Origin of the sequence: Streptomyces sp. NPDC048612 (assembly GCF_043199295.1) — a bacterium.
In the GTDB taxonomy this organism is placed as follows: domain Bacteria; phylum Actinomycetota; class Actinomycetes; order Streptomycetales; family Streptomycetaceae; genus Streptomyces.
In genome coordinates, this window is record NZ_JBICVV010000023.1 from 50,390 (window position 1) to 71,157 (window position 20,768).

Here is a 20,768-nt window from a genome sequence, read left to right on the forward strand (position 1 = left end):
CGGTGAGCCTCAGGCGCGGTGCCGGTCGAGGAAGTCGGTGATGAGCTTCTGCCACTCCTCGGGGCGCTCCACCATGGGCAGGTGGCCGGTGCGCATCTCCACGAGCTGGGCGCCGGGGATGGTGTCGGCGAGCTGGCGGTGCATGCGGGTGGAGGTGAACTCGTCCTGGGTGGTGGAGACGACCAGGGTGGGCACCTTGATGTGCGGCAGGTCGTCGCGGACGTCGACCCGGGGGGCCAGCTCGGCGTGCTCGGGGGTGCCCTCCTCGATGCTGGCGGCGGTGAACCCGATCGCCTGCTGGATCTGCTCGTCCGGCATCGCCTGCAGCGCGTCGGCGCCCAGAGCCATCATCGTCAGGTACTCGGCCAGCAGTTCGCGGTCGCCCGACTCGGCCAGCTTGCGCCAGACGGACGCGGCGAGCGCGAGATGGCTGTCCCGGTACGGGAAGGTGGCGGTCAGCACGAGGGCGGTGACGCGCTCGGGGTGACGGGCGGCGGCGCGGATGGCGACGGGGCCGCCGAGGGAGTAACCGGACAGCGCGAAGGTGTCCAGGCCCTCGGCGACGGCGGCCGCGACGAGCTGGTCGGCCAGTTCGTCCAGCTGCAGCGGTGTGGTGGAGCGGGGGGTGGCGCCGCTGCCGGGGTAGTCGATGCCGACGACGGTGTGGCCGGCTGCCAGGCCATCCAGTATCGGGCCGTACGTGCCGACCACGCTGCTGCCGGCCCCGTGGGCCAGCGCGAGGCCGGGGCCGGAGCCCAGGACGGTGCGGGAGAAGGTCGCTTCGGGCAGGGTGTGCGCTGACATGGTGCGTTCCGTTCTTCGAGGGGTATCGGGGTCAGGTGGTTCTTGGGCGCTGCGATCTGGGGCGGATGCACTCCGGGGAAGGCAGCGGTGCCCGGCCGTCGGTGGTCGGTGCGGAGTGGCGGTCCCGGGCGGGAGCCGGCCGCGACGCCGCGGCCGGCCGGGGGAATCAGGGCAGCAGGACGGCCTTGCCGCGGTTGCGGCGGGCTTCCAGGTCGGTGTGGGCCTGCGCGGCCTCCGCCAGGGGGTAGGTGCGCCAGACCGGCACCGTGAGCGTGCCGTCGGCGGCGCTCCGCACCAGCTCCGGAAGGGTTTCGGACTGGTCGGCGGCGCCCGCGCTGAAGCGGACGCCGTGCTGCGCGGCGGACAGGTCGGCGATGGTGATGACGTGTGCGCTGTCACCGGTCAGGGCGACGGACTCGGCGAGCACGCCGGCGCCGGAGGCGTCGATGACGTGGTCGACTCCCTGGGGAGCTGCGGCCTGCACGCGCTCCACCCAGCCGTCGCCGTAGCGGACAGCGGTGGCTCCGAGCGCGGTGAGACGGTCGTCGTCGTGTGCGCCGACCGTTCCGATGACGGTGATGCCGCGGGCCACGGCCAGCTGTACCGCGATGACGCCCACGCTCCCGGCGGCGCCGTGGATCAGCAGGGTCTGCCCCGCTTGCACACCCGACTGAGCGAGGACACGGAACGCGGTCTGGCCGACGGTGACCAGTGAGGCGGCGACCTCCCAGGACAGGGCCGCGGGCTTGGCGACTGCCCGGTCGAGCAGGGCGTACTCGCCGTAGCTGCCGCCGGCCGTGGCACCGAGGACCTCGTCCCCGACGGCCGCCTCGGCTCCCTCGCCGACGGCGTCGACGACACCGGCCGCGTCCAGGCCGGGGGTCACGGGGAAGTGCGCGGGGACTTTGCCGGCCATCAGGCCGGACCGGATCTTCATGTCGAGGGGGTTCACGGAGGCCGCCCGCACCCGGATACGGACCTGGCCCGGGCCCGGCTCCGGCGTGTCGACCGCTGACAGCTGCAGCACGTCGGGGGCGCCGTATGCGGAGAAGGTGATCGCTTGGGACATCAGAAACTCCCGTAGGGGGTGTGGAACCTGGTCAGGGGTTCCGGTCAGGCGGTGAGGGTGGGGTAGTCGGTGTAGCCGCGGTGGTCGCCGCCGTAGAAGGTGGCCTTGTCCGGGGTGTTGAACGGACCACCGGCGGCCAGGCGGGCCGGGAGGTCGGGGTTGGCCAGGAACAGCGCTCCGTAGGCGACCATGTCCGCGCTGCCGTCCTCGACCAGCGCCAGCGCGTCCGGGCCGGTGGCGTCCGGGTAGGTGAACGGGTTGAGGACGAACGTGCCGGGCCAGGCCTTGCGCAGCCGCGCGGTCAGGGAGCGGTCCGGGCCCTCCATCAGGTGCAGATAGGCCAGGTCCAGGGCGGCGAGCCGGTCCAGCAGCGCCGCGTAGACCTCGGTCGGATCGTCCTCGGCGATGTCGTTGTAGACGTTCCCGGGCGAGATCCGCAGGCCCACCCGGTGGCTGCCGATCGCCTCGGCCACGGCGGCGACGACCTCCACCGCGAACCGGATACGGCCCTCGGTGTCGCCGCCCCAGGCGTCGGTGCGCAGGTTGGTGTTGGGCGCGAGGAACTGGTGGATCAGGTAGCCGTTGGCGCCGTGGAGTTCCACGCCGTCGAAGCCGGCCTGGATCGCGTTACGGGCCGCGTCGGCGAAGTCGGCGACGGTCTGCCGGATCTCCGCCTCGGTCAGCTCCTTCGGCGTCACGTACTCCTTCGGGCCCTGGTGGGTGTACACCTGGCCCTTGGCGGCCACCGGCGACGGCGCGACCGGCACCAGGCCCTCGGGCAGCAGGCTGGGGTGGCCGATCCGGCCGGTGTGCATCAGCTGGGCGAAGATCGCGCCGCCGTCGCGGTGCACGGCGTCGGTCACCGTCCGCCATGCCTGGATCTGCCCGGCCGTGTGCAGACCGGGGGTGTCGGGGTAGCCCTGGCCGACCGGCGAGGGCTGGATGCCCTCCGTCACGAGCAGCCCCGCACTGGCGCGCTGTGCGTAGTACGTCGCCATCAGCTCGGTCGGCTCGGCACCGGGCCCGTACGCACGGCTGCGGGTCATCGGAGCCATGACGACGCGACTGGTCAGGCGCTTGCCGCCCAGGTCGATCGGATCGAAAGCAGTGGTCATGGTCTCTTCCTCTGGATAGGTGTCGCTCTACGGCTCAGGCGTTCCGCCGCCCCCGGCGACGCTGCCTGTCCGAACAAGTAAATCACCTATCCGAACAAGTGGATCACCAGCAGCCATTCCCGAGGCTCACTGTGAAGCACGCCATACCCGGCGTTTTCCCATGCCAGACAAGGGGCCACCGAGCCCCACGACAAGACATCGCCAGCAAGTACACTCAAGTTGTCCGAGCAAGTAATCGAGGGAAAATGCCACAGTTCACCCCGGAGGCCGGATGGGGTTCCGCGGGGCCGGGGCAAGAGGCCACCGTCCCGGTCCCGGCCGCGGCCGGCAGCGGCCCGATCAGCCACGCGATCTTCCGCCTGGCGCGACTGCACCGCATGTGCGCGGGGCGGCACCTGCGCCGCATCGGTCTCCACCCAGGCCAGGAGCTGGTCATGATGCATCTGTGGGAACTCGGCGCACAGCGGCAGACGGACCTGGTGCGGCTGATGGACTCCGACGCCACCACCATGACCCGTACCGTGCGGCGCCTGGAGCAGGCCGGTTTCGTCCGCCGCCGCTCACTCACCGACAGGCGCGCGTCACTCATCGAACCCACCGCCGCCGGCCATGCCCTGCGCCGGGAGGTCGAGCAGAGCTGGAGCCTCCTTGAGGACCTGGTGGCAGCCGACCTCTCCGTCGACGAGCGCACCGCGGCCCTGCACACGCTGGAACGCCTGGAACGCAACCTCGTGCGGGCCGCCGCCGATCCCCTCTGCACGCACGAGGAGTGTCCGCACCTCGACCGCGACCAGAGACCAGCCGGTGGACGGACCTGACGGTCACGCTCAATGCATGACCCGGCACTGCGGGATACGGACGCTTGCACCGCTCCGGCATGACAAACCAATTCCCCGTACATCGATAGGCGCTTACGCGGTCTGCCACCTCACCGGAGCCGTCCAGTCGACGGCCCCTCCGTCCCACTCCGTAAGTCGCCTACGCAGGGACCGGAAGCAGCAGCCCCTTCACTCTCCCGGCACCCTGTGGTCTTGGGCAGGGGAGAAATACGTGTAGCACTACCTGCTCCGGGCGCTACCTGATCCGCACGCCACCCGGCAGCGATGGCGGCACGCCCCGTTCACGGCACCGCGATGCCGTCGGCCGTGGCAACCCATACATCGGTGTCCCGCACGAGCCGTGCCGACGCCACGCACTCGCGCCGCTCCGGTGCCGGAAGACGGCCGAGGCCCGCAGTGGGTGCGGTAGGTTCCCGCTCAAGTCTGGTGCGCGACCGTGGGGAAGGCCGGGGGTGGCGATGAGCCAGGGCGTCGAAGAATGCAGTTTCCAGGGGTGCGGGCGGCGCTTCCGGGCCCGGTCGGGGGGCGTGCCGTTGTGCAAGTCGCACTATGAGCAAGCGCGTCAAGGAGTTCCGCTCCGGCCCATCAGGTCGAAGTTGCCGGCCGGCCTGTACAGCACGTGCCGGTTCGATGCCCCGCCGTGCGACCGTCCGCACTCGTCCGGCGGCTACTGCTCCACCCACTACCAGCAGTGGTCCGACGGCAAGCCGCTCACGCCCATACGGGGATGGAAGTCACAGGCGGACTGGGGGCCGACGTGCCGGTACGCGGACTGTACGGCCGCACCCCACTCGCGTGGCCTGTGCTTCGTGCACTACGGCCGGGGCATCTCGCAGTTCGCCCGCGACGCGATCCTCGCTCTGCAGGGCGGCCGCTGCCTGTGCGGGACAGCGGACCCGGGGCAGCGGGGCTGGCAGCTCGACCACGCCCACAACTGCACCAGCGGGCACGAGCCGCAGAACTACTGCAAGGACTGCGTGCGAGGGCTGCTGTGCATTTCCTGCAACCGACACGGACTGGGGTGGTACGAGGGCACCTTCCGGCCACAGCCCGGGAACGCGCCCCTCCCCTCTTCGAGGACTGGATCAGCCGGCGTGTGCGGTTCCGCGGGGACGTCGACTCCCCAGATGTCACGGTGAGTTACGTGGCTGCCGCTGGATGATGACGGTGCCGAACAGCCGGCCGCGCTCCGGAGCGCGGCCCGTCGAAACGCTCCCCCGCCGCGGCTCGACGCCCACGGCGATGCGGCACGCGCCTCTCCCGTCTTTAACAGCGTGGTTGGCAGAGGCGCAAGGGTGGGCTGCGGCCTATGTCAGAAGGTGCCAAAGAGCGTCGCCGAGGCGCGTGTTCATGAGGTGATGAGGTCGTCTGCGTCCGGCTCCCGCATGTGGCGCGGCAGGCCGGTGCGGAGGCGGGCCCTGAGCCGCCGGGCAACACCCGTTCAGCACCGCCGCGACGCGGACATGGGCGGGTGTGGTGCGGGCCGGCCAGTGGATGACGACCGAGTGTATGGAGAGCTCTCATGCCTACTGGCACGCCGCGGCGCAGTCGCTCATGCCGCGGGATACTGGCCGTGCTGCTTCTTGTGGCCTCCACGTGGGGGCTGGTGCTGGGCGGCGCCGGTACGGCGTCCGCGCACGCCAAGGTGTCCAGTACCGCTCCGGCTGAGGGTTCGGTCCTCAAGACCCCACCGAAGACGGTCGCGATCACCTTCAGCGAGACGATGTCCCTGCCCGATCAGCCGCTCCGCGTCTTCGCGCCGGACGGCAAGCGGGTGAACCTCGGTGAGGCGGGCTGGGCCCCGGACGACCGTGCCACGATTCGTGCGGCACTGCCCGGGGGCTTGGGCAAGGGCACCTACACGGTGTCGTGGCGAGCGGTGTCGGCGGACAGCCACCCGATCTCCGGGGCGTTCGCCTTCTCCATAGGAAAGGCGTCATCCTCCCGGGTCGCACTGCCGACGGATTCTCCGGCGAGCGAGGTGACGGGTGCGCTGTACGGCGTGGCCCGCGGCACGACCTACGCGGGGTACACGCTGATGGTGGGGGTCGCCGCCTTCGCCGTCCGGTGTCTCCCACGGGGCATGCGCCTGCGGCCGCTGCGCCGGCTCATGGGTGCGGGCTGGTGGCTGCTGTTGGCGTCCACGGTCACCCAACTCCTCTTGCGGGCACCGTACGAGGCCGGAAGCGGACCGAGCGGTGCGTTCGATGTGACGGCCCTCCGCAACACCCTGGTCAGCGACCCCGGGCAGTTCCTGATGGCACGGGTGGCACTGCTGCTCGGTATCTGGCTGTTGTGGAACTTCCTCGGGCAGCGGCTGAGCGGCGATCTCGTCGGCGGACCGCGGCGAGCCTGCCTCGCCCTGGGCACCGTCATCGCCGCCGCGGTGGCCGGCACCTGGTCGCTGGCGGAGCACGCCTCGGTGGGACCACAGGTGGCTTTGGCCGTGCCGATGTCCGTGGTGCACTCCGGGGCCATGGCCGTGTGGCTGGGTGGGCTGGCCGCGCTGCTCGTCGCGCTGAAGCGGTCCGGTGCCGAAGACGACGGCATGGACGCCGTCGCCGCGCGCTTCTCGCGTATGGCCTTCCTGGCGGTCGTCGCCATCGTCCTCACGGGGCTCTACCAGTCCTGGCGGCAGGTGGGTTCGTGGCAGGCCCTCGGCTCCACCTTGTACGGGACGCTGTTGCTCGCCAAACTGGGCGCCGTCCTGCTCATGCTGCTCGCGGCCGGACTCTCCCGCCGGTGGACGCGGAGGCTGCGTCCCCTCACCGCACGAGCCGATATCGAGCGGGACCGGGCACCGGAAGTCCACCTGGTCGCGGTCCCCTCGGCGGGCGCTCCGGCAAGGGGCGTCTCGGCCGAGGCCGCAGAGGCCGCCTCGGCCGGAGAGAACGCCGGCACATCGGGAGGCGGGGCGCCCGTACTCCTCTCCCTCGCCGCAGACCCCGCGCCACACACAGACACCGCGCCGCACGACGCCGGTTCGCCCGCCCTCCGCGCCCTGCGCCGTTCCGTTGTGGCGGAGGCAGCCGTCGCCGGGATCGTCCTGGCCCTCACCACGCTGCTCACCGGCACCGAGCCCGCACGCAACGACAGCCGGCCGGCCGCCGCACCGGTAACCCCGTCGGTCGCGAATCAGCAGGCAGCGACGTACGTCAACGTCCCCTTCGACACCGGCGCCCCGAAAGGCCGGGGCAGGGGAAAGGCCGCCGTCACGGTGGAACCCGGCACCACCGGCACGAACGCGCTGAACGCCCTGGTGCGCACGCCCGACGGCGGTGTGGCCGTCGTACCGGAACTCAAGGTGACCCTCACACTCCCCGGCAAGGGCATCGGCCCCCTCCGCGTGAAGATGAAGAAGACCGGCGGCTACTGGGCGGCGGAGGACTTCGAGATCCCCATGCCCGGAAAGTGGAAACTGGCCGTCACGGTGCGCACCAACGACATCGAGCAGGACACCGAGACGGCGGTGCTGGACATCAGGTGAGGCATCGGAGGCGGCACGGGCACCAATGGCGCCCCACCGGACGCCAGTGCGCCGCAGGCACATGGCCTGCGGCGCACTGTGGTGGCCGGTGAGCGGCACCCGCTCACCGGCCGCTCAGGGGCCGGTCGGTGACCGCGACGCCCCGAGCTTTCGGCATCGACGACCCGGAGGTGGGGCCGACGCAGACGGTTCGCTCCGCCCAGCCCTCACGATCCGGTCGGCTGGTCCACGGCGCTGTCGGGGGCCTGGGCGTCAGCGGCAGTGTCATCGGTGGCGATACGGCGCGGAAGGTTCGCGGCGACGACGATGGTCACCACGGTGAGCGCGGCGGCGATGCCGAAGGCCAGCTTCATCCCGCTCAGCTCCGCGGGCGCGGGGGCGACGCCTTCGGCGACCAGGTGTCCGCTGCGCGCGGTCATCACGGTCACCACAAGCGCGGTCCCGAACGCCGCGGCGACCTGCTGCAGCGTCCCGAGCATCGAGCTGCCGTGCGAGTACAGGTGCGGGGGAAGCGCGCCCATGCCGAGGGTGAAGACAGGGGTGAAGGTCGCCGCCAGGCTCACCATCAGCAGCGCGTGCAGTCCCAGCACCTGCCAGAACGGCATCGTCATCGAGACCTGGGTGAAACCGCCGAGGGAGAGCACCATGCCGATCGAACCGGGCAGCACCAGCGGCCGGCTGCCGAACCGGTCGAACACCTTTCCCACGGTCGGTCCGAGCAGGCCCATGGCCAGACCACCCGGCATCACCAGCAGGCCGGTCTCCAGCGGGCTGAGCCCGCGGATGTTCTGCAGGTACAGCGGCAGCAGGATCATCGCCCCGAGCATCGCAAGGAAGCCGATGGAGATGAGGGCCAGGGAGAGGCTGTACGTACGGTGCCCGAGGATGCGCAGGTCCATCAGAGGCGTACCGGTGCGCTGCAGTTTGAGCTGGCGGATCACGAAGACCGCGATGGCCGCGACCCCGGCGACGACGACGCCGATACCGGGCCCGACGCCGCCGCCGGCCTCGCCGAAGAGGCTCAGCCCGTAGACCAGGCCGCCGAAGCCGAGCGTCGCCACGGACACGCTGAACCAGTCGATGGAGCTCACCTGCGGTTCGCCGATGTTCTCCATCTTGCGCAGCCCGAAGAAGGTCACCAGAGCCGCGATCGGCAGGACGACCACGAACAGCAGCCGCCAGGAGCCGGCCTGCAGGATCAGCCCGGCCACGGCGGGTCCGAGTGCGGGCGCCACCGAGATCGCCAGGGTGACGTTGCCCATCACCCGCCCGCGGTCCTGCTCGGGCACCACGATCATCAGCGTGGTCATCAGCAAGGGCATCATCACGGCGGTACCCGCGGCCTGCACGATCCGGCCGAGCAGCAGCACCTCGAAGGAGGGCGCGATGGCGGACAGGGCGGTCCCCGCGAGGAACACGCCCATCGCGATGGCGTAGGCCTGCCGGGTGGTGACCCGCTGCAGGAACCAGCCGGTGACCGGAATCACGGCGGCCATGGTCAGCATGAACGCGGTGGACACCCACTGCGCCGACTGCTGGGTGATGTGCAACGACTCCATCAGCCGCGGGATGGCGTTGATCAGGATCGTCTCGTTCAGGATCACCACGAAGGTGGCCAGCACCAGCAGCCGCACCACGGTCGGTATTCGGCCCGCCTGCACGGCCGGTCGTTCTTGCATAGCAGCTGACATGGCAGCACCTCGCTGGGGTTCCTGGTCGCAGTCGCCTCGCAGCCAGGGGCTGTCGGCACGAACATGGGCGGTGATCGTAAGGAGAGACCGGCACGCCTGGAAAAACTCATCGGTCGGGCCCGAGTCTTTCGCATCATCCCACCGATCTCACCCCAATTTTCACCTGCTCACGAAGACACCCGCCGGCAATCTCGCGGTCGGCTTACCGTGCCTCGCCGCCGCCTGCCACCACGCCGGAGACCCGTTCCGGACAGCCGGGAGAGTCCGGCGAGCCAGTCACCGGAACGGCCCCCGTCCGGGCCACAGGCGGCCGACTCCAACCGGCTGGAGCACTATGTCCCGCTCTGCCTAGATATCCTACGAAGCGTGATCAGACCTGGACGGCTGCGCCTCCGTCGTCGCCAAGGCCGGGGGCCTCTCACTCTGCTGTCTCCGGTGATCCTGACCGTGGTCATCGCCGGCCTGGCATACGCGACTCCCCCGGAACTGGCTTTCAGCCGGCTCCTGCCCGCGGCGCCGGCCCTCGCCGCCGCCATGTGGCCCGTACTCCCCACCGTCCTGCTGGGGACGGTCTGCCTTCTGCTCATGATCGGGCTCGGCATCGTCTTCCCCGACCTGGGGACGTGGTGGACGGCGGCGGGGGTCGTCGCGGTCACCGTGGCCGCCGCGTACGGAAGCCATGTCCGGCTCCGGCGGGAGCAGACGCTGTTCCACGTCCGGCTGGTCGCCGACACGGCGCAGCAGGTGGTCCTGAGTCCGATGCCGCGCCGCTTCGGGGGCATCGAGATCGAGGGGCTGTATCTCGCGGCCGCTGCGGAGGCCAGTATCGGCGGCGACTTCTACGAGGCGGTCGACACGGAGTACGGGGTGCGGCTGCTCATCGGCGATGTGCGGGGCAAGGGCCTGCCGGCGGTGGGCTCGGCGGCGGCGATGGTCAACTGCTTCCGGGAGGCCGCCTACGACGAGGCCGACCTGGTCAGTATCGCCCGCCGTCTGGAGGCCAGCAGCACCCGTTACAACGCCGCCTTTCCCCCCGAGGGCACGATGGAGCGCTTCACGACCGCCCTTCTCGCCGAGATCCCCCACGGGGGCGGCACGATCGGCATCCTCAACTGCGGGCATCCCCCGCCGCTGCTCCTGAACCACGGCAAAGTCCGCGCCCTGGAGCCCACCGCCCCCTCACCACTCCTCAACCTCGCGGCGCTGATCGGCGATGACTACAGCATCGATGTCTTCGACTTCGCCTCCGGCGACCTGCTGCTCCTCTATACCGACGGTGTCGCCGAGGCCCGCGACCGCGACGGCGACTTCTTCCCGCTGGCGACCTGGCTGCACCGGCAGCCCCCGGGACGGCCCGGCGAACTGATCAACGCTCTTCACCACGGCCTCCTCCACCACAGCAAAGGACGCCTCGACGACGACATCGCCGCCCTCGCGGTGCGCCTGTGCGCCGCTCCGGAGCCGCCTGTTGGTCGACGGGACCAGCCGCCCGCTGAGCCTGGATGAGCACGCGGGCGGGAATCGTGGTATTGCCTTCCCGCCGATATTCCGGGTGCAGGTGGCGGCGCAAGCGGCAGAATTCCGACCGACGCGGGATATGACCAGCAGAAGGACGCCTCGGCGGAGAGGCGGCTGAGGCGCGGCAGTCCACGGCTGTTCACCGGCGAACCGTCCCGGCCGGGCAGTCAGGGCAGTCAGGGCAGAGCGAGGAGGTCGTCGATCGCGGCCCGGATCGTTTCGTCCTGGAGGATCGCCCGGTAGTCACGGTACGTCGCCAGCGGCCGGTCGAATTGCCGCACCCGGAGCAGGTCCGCCCGGGCCTCGGAGGAGAGGGTGCCGATGCGGGCGAGGGCGCGCAGCGCGTAGAGGAAGCTGCCGTAGGTGTCGGCGCCGTGGGCGATCGAGGCGAGGCCTTCCTCCAGGACGGGCGCGCTCGGCCGCGGATCGCCCGTGATCGACCAGAGGGCGACCGCGGCCCGTGGCCGCAGCCAGGCGTCACCGTGCTCGACGAGCTGCCGTACCCGGTTCGCGTAGGGCACGGCCGCCGGGCCGAAGTCGCCCAGGAGCGTGATGGCGTAGGACGCGTTCTCCTCCGTCAGCACCGCCTCACCGATGTGCCGCAGCGCCGCTTCCCGTCCGCCCCCGCCGAGCCGCCAGGCGGCCCATGCCACCTGCCGCGAGTCGACCGGGAAGTCGAGGTCCGTGCACCGGCGCACGGCGGGTACCGCGGAGGCCGCTGCCGGACCCATCGCCACCAGGGTGTCGAGTGCGTACGACGCGTACCGGGCGTCGTCGAGCAGGGCCACCACCTCCGGCAGCGCGGGCGCAGCGGCTGGCCCCCACGCCTGGAGTACACGCAGGAAGGGACAGGTCAGCGCGCCGCCCTTGCCGTCGTCGCGGAGCACCTGCCGCACCTCGGGCAGGAGCACCTCCGCGTGCGCGCCCAGTGGGGTCAGCACGTCTTCGACCTCCGGCAGGTGCGGGTCACCCAGGCCGTATCCGCGGCCGCACTGGTCCCGGTAGGGCGCGTACAGCCGCTCGACCAGTCCCGGCAGGGCGCGCCGGTCGTCCATGCGGGTCAGCGCCCAGCGGGCGTGGTCGCCGACGGTGCCCTCGAAGTAGTCGTCCTCGCCCATGTCGTCGAGGAGCGCCGCGAGTTCGTCGGCGTACCCGGCCGCCCGCGCGCCCAGTGCCGCGAGCAGGTGGGCCGCCCGGTACCGTACGCCGTCGTCCGGGTCGGCCAGCAGTGCGCAGGCACGCGGCAGCAGCTCGGATGCCGCGGAGGGCATCACCACCAGCAGCCGCCACCCCTCGTCCAGCGCGGCCCGGCACAGCAGGGTGTCGCCGGTTTCGCCTGCCGCGCCGACGAGCCGGACGACGAGGGAGAGCGCTGTCTGCGGCGCGTCCTTGAGGAGGCTCGCCGTCCAGGAGAGGACGTCCTCCCGGGTGAGGGGACCGTCGACGTCCGGCACGTGCCAGAGTGCCTCGAACCGCGGGCGCACGGCCGGGTCGGACAGCGCCGCGACCAACAAATCCTGCTCACGGGACGCTGCATGGGGGGCGAACGCGGCCCAGGCGTGCACGGCCGCGACCCGCATGACGGGATCGCCGTGCCGCAGCACCTCGGTCACGACGCCTCGTACCCGTTCCACCGCCCCGGCTTCGTCCGACTCCGCCGCGGCGGTTCCCAGCGCGAGCAGCACAGGCAGCCGCACCGCCGGGTCCGTCTCGGCCTGCCACCGCTCCAGCAGCATGCCGACGCCCTCCGCGAGGGGCAGGGCCTCTCTTCGCACCTCGGGCAGGGGGTCCGCGAGCAGTACCAGGAGCCTGGTCCGCTGGCGCCGCCATGCCTCGTGCCACCCCGGGTCCACACGCTCCTCGCCGACTGCGGCCGCTTCCTCGGCGAGGCCCGTCAGTAGTTGAACGAGGCTGGCTCGGGCGCCCATGTCCGGATCGGCGGCGAGAGCGACGACGAGCGGCAGCGCGGCGGTCGCCGCGGGAGTCACCCGTCCGGTACCCAACGCCACGCATGCGAACAACGGGTCGCAGTCCCTCTCGGTCGCCGCCGCGCCTCTGCTCACCAACCCCCGCAACGCGCCTTGCAGTTCGGCCGCCGGGCCGTGCCCGAGTGTCGACGCCAGCCGCTCCCACGCCACCTCGTCCAGCGCCTCACGTACCGTGCGTGCCACGCATGCCCCCATGCCTCGGCCGAGCCATTCCCCGACGGACATCTTGTCATCGAATGTCGGTTGTCAGCCACGGAGTTGAGCTGCCGAGCCGCCTGAGGTCATACAGCTGAAGGGCACCTGACCAGGAAAGCTTCCCGGTCAGGTGCCCTCGTTTCGGCCCACCTACCCCCTCGGGGGTCAGGCCACTGCCGGGGTGTAGTGGTCGGTGTCGCCGCCTTCCAGGGCGCGGCTGGAGGTGCCGGCGATGCCCACGGGGGCGTCGCCGGCGACGGTGACGCGGTGCAGCAGGCGCGGGAGGTCGCCGTAGTCGTCGGGGGCGTAGTGCTGGGTGATGCGGTTGTCGAACAGGACGAGGTCACCAGGCGTCCAGCTCACCCGGACGATGTTCTCCGGCCGTGTCACATACGACTGGAAGATGCGCAGCAGGTCTCGGGATTCAGACGGGCCGAGACCCTCGATGGTCTGCGCGAAGCCGCCGATGTACAGGCCGCGCTCCCCCGTCTCGGGGTGCACGCGTACCACCGGGTGGGCGGTGCGGTACGTGCGCGAGACGAACTGCTTGCGGTGTTCGGCCGCTTTGGTGGTCTTGGGGGCGGCGTAGTCGTAGGCGTTGGTGTGCACCGCCCACAGCTTGTCCGCCAGCTCGCGCAGCGGCTGGGGCAGATCCTGGTAGGCCGCGGCCGAGTTGGCGATCAGTGTGTTGCCGCCGTAGGGCGGGACGACGATGCTGCGCAGAGTCGACGCCTTCGGGGGCGTGCGGACGAAGGTCACGTCGGTGTGCCAGTGGTTGGCGCGGATGCCCTCGTCCCCGTCGACGGGCAGGACGTTGGGCTGCCCGTCCACGGACGGGACGGTGGGGTGGGCGGTGGTGAGTTCACCGAAGAGGGAGGCGAAGCGCAGCTGTCCCGCGTCGTCCAGCCGCTGGCCGCGGAAGACCAGCGCCTTGTGTTCCAGCAGCGCCGCGTTGATCTCGGCGACGAGCGCCGGGTCGAGGTCGGTGGAGAGGTCGACACCGACGATCTCGGCGCCGATGCGTCCGCCGATCCGACGGATATCGAAGCCTGTGCTGGTGCTCATGTGTGTATTCCTTTCAGGGTTTCCGGCATCTCAGGAGGTGAGGGGCAGGGAGGTTCCTTGGGAACCGGGTGCGGACGTCAGCCCGTCGCGGGGACGCGCCACGAGCTGAGCCGCTTCTCCACGGCGACCAGCAGCTGGTTGAAGGCCACGCCGATGACGGAGATCGTGACGATGCCCGCGTACATCTGCGGAATGGCGAAGTTGTACTGGGACGCGTTGATGAGATAGCCGAGACCGGCCTTCGCGCCCACCATCTCGGCGGCGACCAGGACGACGATGGACACTGCCCCGGCCAGCCGGATACCGGTGAAGATCGTCGGGACCGAGGCCGGCAGGATCACCTTCTGGAACAGCCGCGGGGCGGACAGGTCCATGGACTTCGCCAGCCGCAGCAGGGTGGGGTCGACGGTGCGCACCGCGCTGATGGTGTTGAACAGGATCGGCCAGGCGCAGGCGTACACCACGATGGAGATCTTCGACGCCTCGCCGATGCCGAGGAGCAGCACGAACACCGGCAGCAGGGCCAGCGCGGCGGTGTTGAGGAAGACCTGCAGCAGCGGGTTGAGGAGATCGGCGAGGGGCCGGTACCAACCGATGAGCAGGCCCAGCGGGACGGATACGGCGACGGCTATGCCGAAGCCGCTGAACGAACGCGCCAGGCTCGCCCGGGCGTTGTCGGCGAGCTGGCCGTTGGCCACCAGTTCCCAACCTGCCTCGGCGACCTCGCTGAACGGCGGCAGGAAGGTCCGGTCCACCAGGCCGAAGCGGGGCGCCAGCTCCCACACCAGCAGCAGGGCGACGATCGCCGCCGACTTGGTGGCGCCGGTCAGTGCCGCGCGCAGGATGCGCGGCAGCAGGGGAGGTTGGTGGAGCCGCGGCCTGCTCAGCGCGAGGGGCAGGGCGCCCGCGGGCTGCTCGGGGGACACCGACGGCGTACCGGTGGGCTCCGACGGTGTGCCGGCGGCCGGCGCGGAGCGTTCCTCCGGGGCCTTGCGCCGCGTGGTCGAACCGCTGACGAGGCTCATACGGAGACCTCCTCCTTCTCCAGCAGTTGGGCTCTGGTCACCTCGTCGTGCAGAAGCGTCCAGATCTCGTGTCGGTACCGTGCGAACTCGGGGCTGGACCGCAGGTCGTCCGTGGCCGTGCGGGAGCCGAACCCGATCGGCACGACCTGCTTGATGCGACCGGGCCTGGAGGTCATGACGGCCACCCGTTGCCCCAGGTAGACGGCCTCCTCGATGCCGTGGGTGATGAAGACAACGGTCTTTCCGGTGCGCTGCCAGATGCGCAGCAACTCGTCCTGGAGCGACTCCCTGGTCTGGGCGTCCAGTGCGGCGAACGGTTCGTCCATCAGCAGGACGTCGGGGTCGTACGCGAGCGAGCGGGCGATGGCCACGCGCTGGCGCATACCGCCGGACAGCTCGTGCGGGTGGCGGTTCTCGAACCCGGAGAGCCCGACCAGGTCCAGGTACTCGCGGGCACGGGCGGCGCGCTCACGTCGTGGCACGCCGGTCGCCTCCAGGCCGAACTCGACGTTGCCCAGGGCGGTGCGCCAGGGCAGCAGGGCGTACTGCTGGAAGACGATGCCGCGGTCGAGACCGGGCCCGGTCACCGGCTCCCCGTCCAGGAGGATGCGTCCGGCACCCGGCCGGGCGAGCCCGCCCAGCAGGTCCAGGAGCGTGGACTTGCCGCATCCGCTGGGACCGACCACGACGACGAACTCCCCCGCGTCGATCCGCAGATCAACACCGTCCAGGGCGGTGAACTCCCCCTCCCCCTGGGCCGGTCCGCGGCCCTGGCTCCTCCCCTCCTTGACGGGAAAGGTCTTGCGCACCTGCTCGAACTCGATCTTGGCTGTGATGGATTCCGGCATGGGCTCAGCTCCCGTTCTTCGAGGTCTTCTCGGCCGCGGACGGCTCGTCCTTCCGGTCGTCCTTGTGGTCGTCCTTGTGGTCGTCCTTCCGGTCGCCCCTTCCGCGGTACGCGTTGAACTCGTTGGTGTAGAGATCCGACGCCTTGACCTGGCTCTTCTCGATGTCACCGCGCTTGCTGAGCCAGTCGATCCACAGCTGGAACTCCTTGTCCGTGATGCGCCCGGCCGTCTCGGCGACGCCGAAGGACTTCCAGTACTTCAGCGGGGCGGTGCCCTCGTTCCGGCCCCGCTTCTTGACGATCTCGATCTGGCGGGCGATGACCTCGTCGCGTGGTGTGACGCGGGCCCACTCGATGGCACGCGCGACGCCGGTGACAAAAGTGCGCGCGGTGTCGGGGTTCTCCTTCAGGAAACGGTCGTTGAGCACATACGTACCGGCGGAGAAGTCGCCGAGCAGCTCGTAGTCGGTGAACAGCGGCCTGACGCCGCCGGTCTGCAGGGCCTTGTCGCGCAGGATGTCGCCGAGGACACCCACCTGGATCTGCTTCTGCCGCAGCGACTGCTCGGTGTTGACCGGTGGCACCACCAACGGCTCGGCCTTCTTGATGTCCGCCTGCGACAGGCCGTGGCGTTGCAGGTAGATGTCGAGCATCGCCTCGGAGTGCGCACCGAGCGTGTTCATCCCGACCTTCTTGCCGATCAGGTCACGGGCCGAGTGGACCGGGCTGCCCTTGAGCACGTAGAAGCCGTTGTACGCGGCCTTGTCGACGCCGTAATAACTGATGACCGCTGTGATGGGGGCCTTTCTCGCAGCGAGTTTGACGACCGCCCCGTTGAACGCGCCGCCGAAGTCGACCTGTCCGGTCGCCGCCGACTGGATGTCCTGCGGCCCGCTGATCGTGTTCCCGACCCACTTCAGCTTCACGTCCTCCAGGAAGCCGAGATCCTGGGCGAGTTCGGGCAGGATGACGGCCCCCGCCCACCCCTGATATCGCAGGGTCCTGGTCTGATCCTTGGCCGCGGCCGCACCGCCGCCCCCGGAGCCGCAGCTGACCGCGACCGCCGAAAGACCCAGCAGGGTGAGGAACTGTCGTCGGCTCGATGGGGTGCTCAGCGTGCTCATGGAAGTCCTGTCGGAGTGGTGGGTGAAGCGCGGTGGAACGCGTACGCGTTTGGGTACGGACGCGGGTCGAAGGCCGAAAGGGAAATGCGTATGCCGAAGCAGAAAGAGCCGGGCACGCGCACCGAACCCGGCGGATTCCAGGTGGACTTGCGGTCGCATTCCTGTGACCCGCATGGACCTGCGCGGGAATGCGGCGAGAATCACCGGGCGACGAGGAAATCCCAGGCCGGAACGTGCACCGGGATCAGGCGTCGCTCAGGATGTGACGCTGTCGGCAGCTCTAGCAGCCGGCGGCACAGATGGCACTGGCCTGGCGTCGAAGGTCGACGTGCAGGCGTGCGGTGAAGTTCTCCGAGTAACTCACACTCGGGAGGCTGGCAGCGATAATCAGCCAAGTCAATGCGCCAACAGCCCTTGTCTCGCTTTCTGATTCTCCCGCCATGCGCGCGCAGCATTTCGTTCACAATCGCTGAGCCCGCACGCGGACGGCCCCGCCCGGACATCACTCGGATGTCCGGGCGGGGCCGACGTGCAGGGGTGCCACTGGGGGTGGAGGGTACCCAGCGGTTCAATTGGTGCAGACGGTGCCCGGCGCGGGCAGCACACGGTCGGTCAGGTAGCGGTTGGTCGCGGCGCGGACACACGGGGACAGCAGGAACATGCTGTAGTCATCGCCCTCGCGGCTGAGTACGACGCTGCCGGGCAGCTGGGCCGCCATGGCGGAGCCCGCCGCGTGGGGAGCCAGGGCCTGGTGCGTGGACTGGATGACCAGGGCGGGCGGTGCTCCGGAGATCAGGCGGCCGGCCTGCACGGGCTTGGCGGGGACCGGCCACCCGAGGCAGCCGGCGAGCGCGGTCCAGGAGCGCACCGCGCCGCCGAGGTGCGGTGCGCGTACGGCGAGCGACCTGCGCAGTCGGTCGGCCTGTTCGAAGGTGCGGACCGGACGGGCGTTGTCCAGGCAGGCGGGCACCAGGACCTGCACCGGATCGAGGGTGCCATCGGGGTCGACGGTGAAGTCGGTGGCGTCGCCCGCCTGCGCCTTGACGATGGCCTTGGCCAGGGCGGGCCAGGTGACGCTCTTGATGTTCAGGTAGTCCTGGGTGGCACCGCGGATGTCCTCACCGGTCAGCGGGCGGTGTGCGCCGCCGGCGACGGGGACGGGGGTGCGGTCCGCACGGGCGACGAGCGCGTCGTACTCGGCAGCCACGTCATGCCCCTTCAGGGCACACTGCTCCGACTTGGCACACCAGGCGGCGAAGCGGTGGAAGGCTTCTTCGGCGCCGGCCGTCTCCTTGACGATCCGGGTGAGGGGCGAAGTGGTGTCGTCCAGCGCGGTGTCGAGGGTCATCGTGCGCAACCGGCCGGGAAAGAGGGCCGCGTAGGTGCGTCCGAGCAGGGTGCTGTAGTGGATGCCGTACCAGTTGAGCCGGCGGACACCGAGCCCGGTGCGGACCGCTTCGATGTCACGAGCCGTGCTGGTCAGGTCGACATGGGCCACCAGCGGGCCGTTGCGGCGCAGGCAGTCCCTGGCGAAGGTGCGGTTGTGGGCCACGAGTTTCCCGAACGCGGCCCGGCTCTTCGGGAAGTAGCTGACCCCGGCGGGCTTGAGCGGCTCGGAGCAGCGGATGGGGGTGCTGTGGCCCACCCCGCGTGGGTCGACCGCGACGATGTCGAACCGACGGGTCATGGCACCGGCGATGTCGGGAAAGCCGTTGCGTGTGGCCAGCCTCAGCTGCTCGATCGAGGAGCCGCCGGCCCCGTCGTTGAGGAGCAGGGTGCCCTGTCGGCGTGCCGGGTCGTCGGCCTTACGCCGGACCAGGGCCAGATCGAGCTGCGCGCCTCGCGGCCTGGACCAGTCCACCGGCACCCGCATCGTGCCGCACTGCATGCCCGGGAACCCGGCGTCGGTGCAGGGATGCCACGTGATGCGGCCCGTCGGGGCCTGAGGGGCGGGAGCCGTACGGCCGGGCACGGCGGCGGCCGGGGCGGCGGCCACCGGCGTGGCCAGCACCAACCCGGCTGTCAGCAGGGCGGTGAGTGTCCGCCGAAGTTGTCTCATCACTCTGCTCATGACGGCTCTCCTTGAAGGGCGCAGGCCGGAACAGTATAGCTACGCACCAACACTATAGTTAGAGGCTGTAACTGCGAACTGCCCTTAGCTTGCGGTGCATTGACGCCGCCCGTCAAGAGGAGGGCGCAGGATTCATTAGGGGTGCTTCCGACAGTGATGGGGTGTAGCGCTTGCTTCTGAGGTAAAGGGGTGATGGCCACGACGCCGAACGCAAAACGTCCGTGCACCCGGTACCAGGTGCACGGACGTGACGCAGAGATCGAGGAACTCGGGTGGGAGGCGGCGTGCCCTCAGCGCAGGAAGGCGCCGAACTCCGCCTTGGTGACGGGGCCCCCGACGTCGCCGGGGCCGAACGCCGTCGCCCCCTTCGTCGTCAGACCGCTGCCGGAACCCCGCAGGGACCACACCGCGCCGGACGATGCGTTCTCCGCCGCCGACGAGACGACGAGATCACGGTGACCGTCACCGTTGACGTCGAGGAGACCGCAGGCCGCCCCGAAGGCGTCCCCCTTCTCCGCGACCCCGGGCACGCCGGGTGTGTTCTGGTGCAGGACCTGGCTGCCCGCGCCGGTGATGCCCGATGCGGTGCCGTGCAGCAGCGCGACCGCGCCCGCGTCGGTGAGGCCGCTCAAGTCCTCCCCGCTGATCCCGAGCGCGATCTCCGCGCGGCCGTCGCCGGTCACATCGGCGACCGAGACGCAGGAGCCGAGCCGGTCGCCGCTCTCCTGGGCGCCGTAGAAGCCGGGCAGACTCTGGTCGAAGGTCTGCTTGCGGGTGGCGGAAGGGCCGGAGGGCGTGCCGTACGCGACCGTGACCTTGCCGGTCTCCTCACTGTCGCCGGCCACCACGTCGCCGTATCCGTCACCGTCCACGTCACCCACGCCGATGGTGCCCCGGACGCCGGGCGCGGCGGCCTCCTTGAACCCCGCAGCACCGCCGAGCAGAACCTTGTTGTCCCACTCGCCGTCACCGGCGTAGTTCCAGATCACGACGTCCTGGCGGTGGTCGCCGTTCACGTCGCCGGTGGCCTTGGCGACGACGGGGCCACTGATCGAGTGGGGGCCGCTGATGCAGCTGTCGTTCTTGGCGCACTCCGCGCCCGGCGCGTCGTCGTCGTAACCGAACCACTGGGACTTGTCGAGGAAGTTGAGCCGCGCGGCGGGCGATCCCGTCCGCGAGATCGGGCCCTTCCACAGGTTCGCAGCCTGCGCCACGGGGTCGTCACCGTAGCTGCCGGGGTCACCGAAGAGGGCAAGGTCAGCCTTGCCGTCGCCGTTGAAGTCCCCCACCTGCGGCGCCTGTCCGTACGTGGCGATCGGCGTGCCGCCGGTCAGGCCGGACGGCGAGCCCCACAGGATCACGCTGCCCGACGATGCCTCTCCCGCACCGATGACCAAGTCGCTGTAGCCGTCGCCGTCCAGGTCACCCTTGCTGAAGGTCTCGCCGAACCGCTGCTTGGCGGCGGCCGATCCGGGTACGCCGCTCGTCGAACGGCTCACCAGCTTCTTGTGGGACGGCACGATCCCCTTCGCCGAGCCGTAAGTCACCGCCACGTAGCCCGCCTGGGCCTTGTGGGAGACGGTGGCGCCGGGGGCGCCGGAGACGAGGTCCGCATAGCCGTCGCCGTTGAAGTCGTCCGCGGGCGCCGCATGCCCCGTCGCCGCATACGCCTCCTGGGGAGCGAGCGACCAGGCGGTCAGGCCCCCGACCACCAGGAGGGCGGCCGCCAGCGGAGCCATAGCGCGAACACCCCGTACACCACGGGCACTTAGAGCGTAACGGGCCCTGCGGAGATCAAGGCGTCTCAGGTGCGTCATGGGGGCTTCCTTCGGTCGGCAGGCCATTTCACCTCAGAGGACACTCCGACCCCGAAGATGGTTGCATGCACCATGCGACTCGGCGCGTCCTGCCCCGTCAGTCGGCCAACGGC

The 20,768-nt window shown here is 70.5% G+C and carries 16 protein-coding genes; 4 read left to right on the forward strand and 12 right to left on the reverse strand.

What is annotated here, in order from left to right; all coding sequences use genetic code 11:
• Positions 1–9 precede the first annotated feature (9 nt).
• From ACGFN2_RS28495 to ACGFN2_RS28505, 3 genes are all read right to left on the reverse strand, one after another.
• Positions 10–804 carry an alpha/beta fold hydrolase gene (locus ACGFN2_RS28495; protein ID WP_393365327.1) on the reverse strand — a complete coding sequence of 265 codons (795 nt, stop codon included), beginning with the start codon at positions 802–804 and terminating at the stop codon, positions 10–12.
• Between the two features lie 166 nt (positions 805–970).
• Positions 971–1,873: a zinc-binding alcohol dehydrogenase family protein gene (locus ACGFN2_RS28500; protein ID WP_393365329.1), complete on the reverse strand. Its 903-nt coding sequence runs from the start codon at positions 1,871–1,873 to the stop codon at positions 971–973.
• 44 nt (positions 1,874–1,917) lie between these two features.
• A complete protein-coding gene (locus ACGFN2_RS28505) occupies positions 1,918–2,988 on the reverse strand; it encodes an alkene reductase (RefSeq protein WP_393365331.1) in 1,071 nt (356 codons plus the stop codon).
• A gap of 245 nt (positions 2,989–3,233) precedes the next feature.
• On the opposite strand from ACGFN2_RS28505, the gene ACGFN2_RS28510 reads away from it, so the two are divergent.
• From ACGFN2_RS28510 to ACGFN2_RS28520, 3 genes are all read left to right on the forward strand, one after another.
• Complete coding sequence (locus ACGFN2_RS28510; RefSeq protein ID WP_362614007.1) at positions 3,234–3,806, forward strand: MarR family transcriptional regulator; 573 nt, start codon at positions 3,234–3,236, stop codon at positions 3,804–3,806.
• 479 nt (positions 3,807–4,285) lie between these two features.
• Positions 4,286–4,966: an endonuclease domain-containing protein gene (locus ACGFN2_RS28515; protein WP_393365462.1), complete on the forward strand. Its 681-nt coding sequence runs from the start codon at positions 4,286–4,288 to the stop codon at positions 4,964–4,966.
• A 434-nt stretch (positions 4,967–5,400) separates the two neighbouring features.
• On the forward strand, positions 5,401–7,314 hold the full coding sequence (locus ACGFN2_RS28520) for a copper resistance CopC/CopD family protein (protein ID WP_393365333.1): 1,914 nt from the start codon (positions 5,401–5,403) through the stop codon (positions 7,312–7,314).
• 206 nt (positions 7,315–7,520) lie between these two features.
• Here ACGFN2_RS28520 and ACGFN2_RS28525 read toward each other — a convergent pair whose 3' ends face one another.
• Entirely contained in the window at positions 7,521–9,005 is a 1,485-nt protein-coding gene (locus ACGFN2_RS28525; protein ID WP_393365335.1) for an MDR family MFS transporter, read from the reverse strand.
• Between the two features lie 435 nt (positions 9,006–9,440).
• On the opposite strand from ACGFN2_RS28525, the gene ACGFN2_RS28530 reads away from it, so the two are divergent.
• A complete protein-coding gene (locus tag ACGFN2_RS28530; RefSeq protein WP_362614631.1) occupies positions 9,441–10,511 on the forward strand; it encodes a PP2C family protein-serine/threonine phosphatase in 1,071 nt (356 codons plus the stop codon).
• 188 nt (positions 10,512–10,699) lie between these two features.
• Here the strand turns inward: ACGFN2_RS28530 and ACGFN2_RS28535 are convergent, their stop codons facing one another.
• From ACGFN2_RS28535 to ACGFN2_RS28570, 8 genes are all read right to left on the reverse strand, one after another.
• Complete coding sequence (locus tag ACGFN2_RS28535) at positions 10,700–12,694, reverse strand: hypothetical protein (RefSeq protein WP_393365338.1); 1,995 nt, start codon at positions 12,692–12,694, stop codon at positions 10,700–10,702.
• Between the two features lie 177 nt (positions 12,695–12,871).
• Positions 12,872–13,771, reverse strand: coding sequence for a TauD/TfdA family dioxygenase (locus tag ACGFN2_RS28540; RefSeq protein WP_362614626.1), 900 nt, complete (start codon positions 13,769–13,771; stop codon positions 12,872–12,874).
• 77 nt (positions 13,772–13,848) lie between these two features.
• Complete coding sequence (locus ACGFN2_RS28545) at positions 13,849–14,796, reverse strand: ABC transporter permease (protein ID WP_393365340.1); 948 nt, start codon at positions 14,794–14,796, stop codon at positions 13,849–13,851.
• Positions 14,793–15,644 carry an ABC transporter ATP-binding protein gene (locus tag ACGFN2_RS28550; RefSeq protein WP_393365342.1) on the reverse strand — a complete coding sequence of 284 codons (852 nt, stop codon included), beginning with the start codon at positions 15,642–15,644 and terminating at the stop codon, positions 14,793–14,795. Before ACGFN2_RS28550 ends, ACGFN2_RS28545 begins: the two co-directional genes overlap by 4 nt.
• A gap of 4 nt (positions 15,645–15,648) precedes the next feature.
• A complete protein-coding gene (locus ACGFN2_RS28555; protein ID WP_393365344.1) occupies positions 15,649–16,767 on the reverse strand; it encodes an ABC transporter substrate-binding protein in 1,119 nt (372 codons plus the stop codon).
• 280 nt (positions 16,768–17,047) lie between these two features.
• Complete coding sequence (locus tag ACGFN2_RS28560) at positions 17,048–17,209, reverse strand: putative leader peptide (protein ID WP_362614618.1); 162 nt, start codon at positions 17,207–17,209, stop codon at positions 17,048–17,050.
• 126 nt (positions 17,210–17,335) lie between these two features.
• Positions 17,336–18,838 (reverse strand): alpha/beta fold hydrolase, encoded by a 1,503-nt coding sequence (locus tag ACGFN2_RS28565; protein ID WP_393365347.1) that lies wholly within the window; start codon positions 18,836–18,838, stop codon positions 17,336–17,338.
• A gap of 290 nt (positions 18,839–19,128) precedes the next feature.
• A complete protein-coding gene (locus tag ACGFN2_RS28570) occupies positions 19,129–20,655 on the reverse strand; it encodes an FG-GAP-like repeat-containing protein (protein ID WP_393365349.1) in 1,527 nt (508 codons plus the stop codon).
• Positions 20,656–20,768 lie beyond the last annotated feature (113 nt).

Excerpts from the sequence above, each read along its gene's own strand:
- ACGFN2_RS28515 (WP_393365462.1), top strand. The coding sequence starts at position 4,286 with ATGAGCCAGGGCGTCGAAGAATGCAGTTTCCAGGGGTGCGGGCGGCGC.
- ACGFN2_RS28570 (WP_393365349.1), bottom strand. The coding sequence starts at position 20,655 with ATGACGCACCTGAGACGCCTTGATCTCCGCAGGGCCCGTTACGCTCTA.
- ACGFN2_RS28560 (WP_362614618.1), bottom strand. The coding sequence starts at position 17,209 with ATGGCGGGAGAATCAGAAAGCGAGACAAGGGCTGTTGGCGCATTGACT.
- ACGFN2_RS28525 (WP_393365335.1), bottom strand. The coding sequence starts at position 9,005 with ATGTCAGCTGCTATGCAAGAACGACCGGCCGTGCAGGCGGGCCGAATA.
- ACGFN2_RS28495 (WP_393365327.1), bottom strand. The coding sequence starts at position 804 with ATGTCAGCGCACACCCTGCCCGAAGCGACCTTCTCCCGCACCGTCCTG.
- ACGFN2_RS28500 (WP_393365329.1), bottom strand. The coding sequence starts at position 1,873 with ATGTCCCAAGCGATCACCTTCTCCGCATACGGCGCCCCCGACGTGCTG.
- ACGFN2_RS28510 (WP_362614007.1), top strand. The coding sequence starts at position 3,234 with ATGCCACAGTTCACCCCGGAGGCCGGATGGGGTTCCGCGGGGCCGGGG.
- ACGFN2_RS28565 (WP_393365347.1), bottom strand. The coding sequence starts at position 18,838 with ATGAGCAGAGTGATGAGACAACTTCGGCGGACACTCACCGCCCTGCTG.
- ACGFN2_RS28540 (WP_362614626.1), bottom strand. The coding sequence starts at position 13,771 with ATGAGCACCAGCACAGGCTTCGATATCCGTCGGATCGGCGGACGCATC.
- ACGFN2_RS28550 (WP_393365342.1), bottom strand. The coding sequence starts at position 15,644 with ATGCCGGAATCCATCACAGCCAAGATCGAGTTCGAGCAGGTGCGCAAG.
- ACGFN2_RS28505 (WP_393365331.1), bottom strand. The coding sequence starts at position 2,988 with ATGACCACTGCTTTCGATCCGATCGACCTGGGCGGCAAGCGCCTGACC.
- ACGFN2_RS28555 (WP_393365344.1), bottom strand. The coding sequence starts at position 16,767 with ATGAGCACGCTGAGCACCCCATCGAGCCGACGACAGTTCCTCACCCTG.
- ACGFN2_RS28545 (WP_393365340.1), bottom strand. The coding sequence starts at position 14,796 with ATGAGCCTCGTCAGCGGTTCGACCACGCGGCGCAAGGCCCCGGAGGAA.